Below are 6,983 nucleotides of genomic sequence, written 5' to 3'. Positions count from 1 at the left end.
GCTTTTTCAGCCCCTTTTCGTCGGGGGTTGTGAATTATCTCGCACTATACCTACAAAGTGCAATATTGAATTGATATTAAATTTAACCTCAGCCTAACAAAATGACATATACGATTGTTTTATATATATTTTTTATTTATAAATTATGAAATTTGCGAAAAATTAGCTGTTCAAATATAAACTGCCAAAATAACTATTACGAAGATAATTTTTGGATTAAAAAGCAAGTTAAGCACACTACCTGTGGATAACACCAGCACTATCATAAATATTATCAACAGCCAAGTAAAAGGATCAATTAATTGTGGATAGACTTTTTTTCAGGATCTGTGCGATCTTCGATTGACAATAGGATTAAAGATCTCTAGTATTCAGCGTCCTTTTTGAGCGCAATGGTTTATACTCTATTGATGTTCATTTTGTATTAACCCTTATGTATCGGGACTAGGTCATGAAAAGAACATTTCAACCAAGTAACTTAAAGCGTAAGCGTTCACACGGTTTTCGTGCCCGTATGGCGACTAAGAATGGACGTAAAGTCCTTGCTAATCGTCGTGCTAAAGGCCGTGCTCGTTTATCTGCCTAATTTATCAAAGTGAGTGAAAATTCGTTTTCAAGGGAGCTAAGACTTTTAACTCCCACTCACTTTGAAAATGTCTTCCAGAAAGCCATTCCTTCAGTTTCGCCCCAATTAACTATATTAGCTCGACACAATCAGCTTGACCATCCTCGGCTGGGCATTACTGTAGCTAAAAAACGGGTTAAAAAAGCTCACGACCGTAATCGTATTAAACGACTTGTCAGAGAAAGTTTTCGTCTGAATCAGCATGCCCTACCAAACACTGATATAGTAGTGGTCGGTAAAAGTGGTCTCGACACGCTGACAAACCAACAACTGACTCAGCTGTTAGGAAAATTATGGAAAAAGCTCTCTCATCGATGCGCGCAATCCCAATCTGGTTAATACGACAATACCAAAAGTGGTTGTCACCCATGCTTGGGCCCTCGTGTCGATTTCATCCAACCTGTTCGCAGTATGGAATTGAGGCAATAACGCGGCATGGTTTTCTGTATGGCAGTTGGTTAACCTTGAAAAGAATTGGAAAATGTCACCCGCTTCATCCGGGTGGAATTGATCATGTACCAGAAAAAGACAATAAATCGCACGATTGAGCTTATCAATTGGTTCATTTGCCTTTACTATTTCGCCCTGGTAAGAAAACAGATGTAATAAACTAATTCATATCAAGACTAATCAAGATATGAAGAGGAATAGCGCAGCGCTTGGCGCAGCAAAGTTAATCGTAAGTAGTTGAAGAGTATCTTATGGAATCCCAACGTAGTTTTTTGTTAATTGGCCTGGCATTGGTCAGTTTTCTTTTGTGGCAACAGTGGCAGGTCGACTATGGTCCAAAACCCGTCCAATCCACACAAAATGTAGAATCAGTTACACCTTCTACTCCAAGTTCTGATATTCCAACATCCGTGCCATCTGCGACTGCTCCTAACACTAGCGGCGATGTTCCCGTATCAGATAATGTAGCTCAAGTATCTCCTGTGGTATCAAACAGTAATAGTTTGGTAAAAGTGACCACAGATACACTTGACCTACTGATAGATACACGTGGTGGAGATGTGGTTTCGGCAAACTTAGTCAAATTTCCTGTCACCCAAGGCTCTAATGATTCATATAGCCTATTACGTCCCGACAGCAACAGTTTGTATATTGCCCAAAGTGGTTTAATTGGTAGAGACGCAATTGATACACCAAAAGGTCGTCCTGCTTATGTAACTGCTCAGCAACAATATAGCTTACAAAATGACCAATTGATTGTGCCGCTAAAATGGACATCAGCAGATGGTCTGGTCGTCACCAAAAGCTTTATATTTACCCGTGGTCACCATGAGGTAAAAGTAGAATACAGCTTAGAAAATAACACTGGCAGCGATAAGCAATTTCAACAATACGCCCAGTTAAAGCAAAGCATCGAAGGTCAAGAAAGTAGTATGTTCATGCCGACTTATCGCGGTGGTGCATACTCAACACAAGAAGACCAATATTCTAAGTTTTCATTTGACGATATGGAAGATGAACGTTTAAACCAAACTACCCTAGGTGGTTGGAGTGGGATGCTAGAGCATTACTTTGTATCTGCTTGGGTTCCACCACAAGACCAAACCAACCAATTATATAGTGCAACTATACAAGGTAGATATGCAGCCATTGGTTTTAAAGGTCAAACCGTAGACGTTCCCGCTGGTAGCACAACCACTATTAGTTCTACTTTATACATGGGTCCTAAAGATCAAGATTCTTTGGCTAAAATAGCTAAAGGCTTAGATCTAACCGTCGATTATGGTCCACTATGGATGATTTCGCAGGTTCTGTTTACCTTACTGCAGTGGATCCAAAGTATCGTTATAAACTGGGGTCTGGCGATAATTGTGATCACTATTATCGTTAAAGGTGCTATGTATCCTTTGACCAAAAAACAATACGAATCTATGGCTAAAATGCGTAATCTCGCGCCTAAAATGGCCCAGTTAAAAGAGCGCTTTGGTGACGACAGACAGAAAATGTCACAAGCCATGATGGAAATGTATAAGAAAGAGAAGGTTAACCCAATGGGCGGCTGCTTCCCTCTTCTTCTACAAATGCCTATATTCTTAGCTTTGTATTGGGTATTGCTAGAAAGTGTTGAACTACGCCATGCAGACTTTATTTTCTGGATCACAGATTTATCGGTCAAAGACCCATATTTCGTATTGCCCATCTTAACCGGTCTGAGTATGTACTTGTTGCAGAAATTACAGCCTATGACAGTACAAGACCCTATGCAGCAAAAAATTATGCAATGGATGCCAGTAGCGATGAGCTTATTCTTCTTCATCTTCCCAGCAGGTCTAGTTCTATATTGGTTGATCAGTAATATTATTACTCTCATACAAGCCAAAATAATCTATTCTTCAATGGAAAAACGCGGACTTAAAACCAAATAAAATCGCGGTTTTAAAGTGTATCAAACAAAATTAATCTAAAAGCCCGCCCTTGCGGGCTTTTTTGTCACCGTGGAGCCGTTTACAATAGCTCCTATTATTTTACTGGAGCTAACTATGCCTTCTTTTGATATTGTCTCAGAAATTGATATGAGCGAAGTCCGCAATGCCGTGGACAATGCCAACCGTGAACTCACCACCCGCTTTGATTTTCGCAATGTGCCAGCAAGTATTGAGTTCAAAGATGAATCAGTGGTACTCGTTGCTGAAGGAGAGTTTCAGTTACAGCAATTGCAAGACATGGTTCGCAACGCTTGCTCTAAACGCAATTTAGACACCTCCGCAATGGATTCTCAAGATGTGGTCAGAAGTGGTAAAACCCATAAACGCACTATCATCTTCAAGCAAGGTATCGACCAACCGACCGCCAAGAAAATCGTTAAATTGATTAAAGATAATAAACTAAAAGTGCAAACTAGCATTCAAGGTGAGCAACTACGGGTTAACGGAAAGAAACGAGATGATTTACAAGGCGCAATTGCATTGCTGAAAAGCGAAGATGTGGGTCAACCCTTACAATTTAACAACTTTCGCGACTAAGTTAGATTATGAGTGATTTGTCCAATGATACCATTGTAGCTCAAGCCACCGCACCTGGCCGCGGTGGCGTGGGAATAGTGCGGGTATCAGGTCCCCTTGCCAATGAAGTCGCTAAAATAGTATTGGGTCATCCCATCAGTCCACGACAAGCACATTATTTACCCTTTAAAGATGAGCAAGGTGAGACCCTAGATCAAGGGATAGCGCTGTATTTCCAGAATCCAAATTCTTTTACCGGTGAGGACGTACTTGAGCTACAGGGGCATGGGGGACAAATCATTCTTGATTTGTTGATTAAACGTATATTGAGTATCCCTAAATTACGTATGGCCAGACCCGGTGAATTTAGTGAACGGGCATTCTTAAACGATAAATTGGATTTGGCCCAAGCTGAAGCTATAGCTGACTTAATTGATGCCAGTTCTGAACAAGCAGCAAAAAGTGCCATGCGTTCGTTACAAGGGGAGTTTTCCGCTCGTATCCACCAACTCGTTGAACAGGTTATTCATCTACGCATCTATGTGGAAGCCGCAATTGACTTCCCTGATGAAGAAATTGACTTTCTATCAGACGGAAAAGTGGCAAAGGATTTGGCCGATATCATTGAACAAATTGAACGAGTAAAGCAACAAGCTAAACAAGGCAGTCTATTACGTGAGGGCATGCAAGTTGTTATAGCAGGCAGGCCCAATGCGGGTAAATCTAGTTTATTAAATGCATTAGCAGGTAGAGATGCAGCAATAGTGACGGATATTGCTGGTACCACTCGCGATGTATTGAAAGAGCATATTCACCTAGATGGCATGCCACTGCATATAATAGACACAGCAGGCTTACGAGATAGCGAAGATAAAGTTGAGCAGATTGGTATCGAACGGGCATGGCAAGAAATAAATAAAGCTGACAGGGTGCTGTTTATGTTGGACAGCTGTGAAAGTACAGAAAATGATCCCTATAAAATCTGGCCTGAATTTATGCAAAAACTCCCTAAGAATATTGGTTTAACCTTGGTGCGTAATAAAATTGATCTATCAGGGGAGTCAGTAGGTTTTGAACAACATGGTGATACGCCCGTATTCAAATTATCCGCTAGCTTAAATCAAGGAATCGAAGCCCTCGCCCAACACTTAAAAGATATTATGGGGTTTGACCAAAGCGGCGAAGGCCAGTTTATTGCCAGACGCCGTCATATCGATGCCATTGAAAGAGCCGCGGAGCATCTATATATAGGCCATCAACAACTACACGATAACCTAGCTGGGGAACTTTTGGCAGAAGAGCTACGATTAACGCAACAGGCACTAGATGAAATCACCGGAGAATTCAGCTCAGACGATTTGTTAGGGCGGATTTTTTCATCTTTTTGTATTGGTAAATAAAGAGTATTTAACATGGCGAATTTTGACATCATTGTAGGAACAGTATTGGGTGCCAGTGAATACGTTGCCGATGCACTGCAAGAAACATTAGAAAAGCATGGCCATAGCGCAACTATTTGGCTGGAGCCTAATCTAGAAGATTTATCTAAGCAATCCACTTGGCTCATATGTACCTCTACCCATGGCGCTGGAGACTTACCGGATAATATTCAACCTTTTGAAAAACAACTAAAAGGTCAAGATCTAAGTGAGGTTAACTTTTTAGTGGTAGGCTTAGGTGATAGCAGCTACGACACTTACTGTAACGGTGCCATACAAATGCAAGATAGCCTAGAACAAGCAAACGCCACTATGTTGCATAAACCTATTCATATTGATGTGTTACACCATCCCATACCGGAAGACGCAGCAGTAGTATGGCTAGAGGACTTGTTGCAACGCCAAAATGAAAATGTGTAGGCTAACGTGAATTCAACTGAACACGCTGCCCTGACCCAACCTTTGAGCAATGAAGCCCGAGTCTTATATTTTCTGGGGCTTAGGCCTATAGCTGATCAACAAACCGGTATCACCGCACCACTTAATTATAAGCAATTAATTGAGTTGCTAAATGGAGGGGATAAACAATTCACCCTTGGTCGACAGATTAATAGCCTAATAAAAGAGTTAGTTGCCTGCCAACTGGTAGAGCTCGACCCACAATCTTCATTAGACAAAAGCTTTAATGGTCAGCCACTGCATCTGCCCTTGCTCAACAATAAGCAAGACGACTACCCCACTCTTCATCTACAATGGACACCGATGAAAATGGGATGGCAACCTCATCAAAGCCTATTTGATGATTTAGCTGCTTTAGTGGGTATCATCGATCGGGAATATAGTCAGACTGAGCTAGGTGAATTTATTGCCTATTGGATGGGCCGACCGGAAATGCAGTTTAGCCAATTTCAGTGGACTCAAAAATTTGTATTTCAGCTCAAACAACGACGTGTCGCCAGCGGCAGTAAAAATGTGCAAAAAGTCGGAACCCAATGGGTGGCGCCTAAAGCTGGTGTGGAAGCAGACGACAATGCCAAGCAATTGGTAGCCAAATATAGTAAAAAGCACAACAATAACAGTTAGCAACTATTAGCCAAGTCAACAGCACAGTAGCGGATTAAAGTGGATAGCATCAAAAATAAAATCGAGCAGCTTGCAAAAGCGCTAGGAAAATCACATATTCCAGATACTTACACCGAATATAAAGAGGTGCGGGTTGAATATGAACGTTTGGCCAATCAGGATGTTCGCAAACTGCAGTTAGAAAATAAGCTAAAGCGTATTCAAGAGATCCACGGTCGCTCCGATCTAAATCCAAAATGGACCTTTAATACCTTGGTTGAAGACAGTGAAGACGTGATTGAAGCTGTCAGCATTGCCCAATCCTTTATTGCCGCTCACGATGATCCAAACTGGCGTAAAAGTGGCTCTCATATGATGATTTTTTATGGCGATTATGGCCGCGGAAAATCTCATATTGCCGGTGCTATTGCCCATCAACTGATTGAACAATACGAAATATCGGTGTTATACCGCCAGTTATCTAGCTTATTAGAAATGCGTTTTTTCTCTTATGATTACAACGCCACTGATAACGTGGCAGAACAATTTAGGGAAATACAACGAGAATTACTCGAAGTGGACTTATTGATTTTAGATGAGGTATGCGTGAATGAGACTATGCTTAAGAAGAATACCCAAAGCTGGTTAGGTAATTTATTAAGACAACGTTTGGTCAATCATAAAAATTGCATAATGATCACCAATCACAATCTTGCCGAACTAGAAACCGCATTAGGTCGCTACTGTTTTGAGTCTATGAAAGAATATGACACATACAAAGTTAAATTCTCCGGCCCGAGTCGCCGTAAAGAAATCACCCCCCAAGCGGCCGAGCCGATGAACGTTTCAGGTTATCAGCCCAATCAAGTTAAATAGTCTGATTTATACAAACAGTGGCAACCTAGT

9 protein-coding genes are annotated in these 6,983 nt (G+C 41.2%); all 9 read left to right on the top strand.

All coding sequences use genetic code 11. From position 1 onward, the window contains the following. The first annotated feature begins 451 nt into the window (after nt 1-451). A complete protein-coding gene (gene rpmH / locus QR722_RS19355; protein WP_008842504.1) occupies nt 452-586 on the top strand; it encodes a 50S ribosomal protein L34 in 135 nt (44 codons plus the stop codon). A 9-nt stretch (nt 587-595) separates the two neighbouring features. Beyond that, nucleotides 596-964, top strand: coding sequence for a ribonuclease P protein component (gene rnpA / locus QR722_RS19350; protein ID WP_286284679.1), 369 nt, complete (start codon nt 596-598; stop codon nt 962-964). Next, nucleotides 919-1,173, top strand: a complete 255-nt coding sequence (gene yidD / locus QR722_RS19345; protein WP_286284678.1) for a membrane protein insertion efficiency factor YidD — start codon at nt 919-921, stop codon at nt 1,171-1,173. Before rnpA ends, yidD begins: the two co-directional genes overlap by 46 nt. Before the next feature lie 153 nt (nt 1,174-1,326). Next, entirely contained in the window at nt 1,327-3,000 is a 1,674-nt protein-coding gene (gene yidC, locus QR722_RS19340; protein ID WP_286284677.1) for a membrane protein insertase YidC, read from the top strand. Between the two features lie 114 nt (nt 3,001-3,114). Beyond that, nucleotides 3,115-3,597, top strand: coding sequence for a YajQ family cyclic di-GMP-binding protein (locus QR722_RS19335; RefSeq protein ID WP_286284676.1), 483 nt, complete (start codon nt 3,115-3,117; stop codon nt 3,595-3,597). A gap of 8 nt (nt 3,598-3,605) precedes the next feature. Further along, on the top strand, nt 3,606-4,976 hold the full coding sequence (gene mnmE / locus QR722_RS19330; protein ID WP_286284675.1) for a tRNA uridine-5-carboxymethylaminomethyl(34) synthesis GTPase MnmE: 1,371 nt from the start codon (nt 3,606-3,608) through the stop codon (nt 4,974-4,976). 12 nt (nt 4,977-4,988) lie between these two features. Then, nucleotides 4,989-5,435: an FMN-binding protein MioC gene (mioC, locus tag QR722_RS19325; protein WP_286284674.1), complete on the top strand. Its 447-nt coding sequence runs from the start codon at nt 4,989-4,991 to the stop codon at nt 5,433-5,435. A gap of 6 nt (nt 5,436-5,441) precedes the next feature. Continuing rightward, entirely contained in the window at nt 5,442-6,098 is a 657-nt protein-coding gene (locus QR722_RS19320) for a DnaT-like ssDNA-binding domain-containing protein (RefSeq protein ID WP_286284673.1), read from the top strand. Nucleotides 6,099-6,137: 39 nt separating this feature from the next. Next, on the top strand, nt 6,138-6,953 hold the full coding sequence (locus QR722_RS19315) for a DnaA ATPase domain-containing protein (protein ID WP_286284671.1): 816 nt from the start codon (nt 6,138-6,140) through the stop codon (nt 6,951-6,953). Nucleotides 6,954-6,983: the final 30 nt, after the last annotated feature.

Source organism: Aliiglaciecola sp. LCG003 (assembly GCF_030316135.1).
Lineage (GTDB): Bacteria > Pseudomonadota > Gammaproteobacteria > Enterobacterales > Alteromonadaceae > Aliiglaciecola.
This window is presented reverse-complemented; position numbering and strand designations above follow the sequence as displayed.

Bases quoted from the DNA above. Each gene is read 5' to 3' on its own strand.
- mioC (WP_286284674.1), top strand. From the start codon at position 4,989: ATGGCGAATTTTGACATCATTGTAGGAACAGTATTGGGTGCCAGTGAA.
- QR722_RS19335 (WP_286284676.1), top strand. From the start codon at position 3,115: ATGCCTTCTTTTGATATTGTCTCAGAAATTGATATGAGCGAAGTCCGC.
- yidD (WP_286284678.1), top strand. From the start codon at position 919: ATGGAAAAAGCTCTCTCATCGATGCGCGCAATCCCAATCTGGTTAATA.
- yidC (WP_286284677.1), top strand. From the start codon at position 1,327: ATGGAATCCCAACGTAGTTTTTTGTTAATTGGCCTGGCATTGGTCAGT.
- mnmE (WP_286284675.1), top strand. From the start codon at position 3,606: ATGAGTGATTTGTCCAATGATACCATTGTAGCTCAAGCCACCGCACCT.
- rpmH (WP_008842504.1), top strand. From the start codon at position 452: ATGAAAAGAACATTTCAACCAAGTAACTTAAAGCGTAAGCGTTCACAC.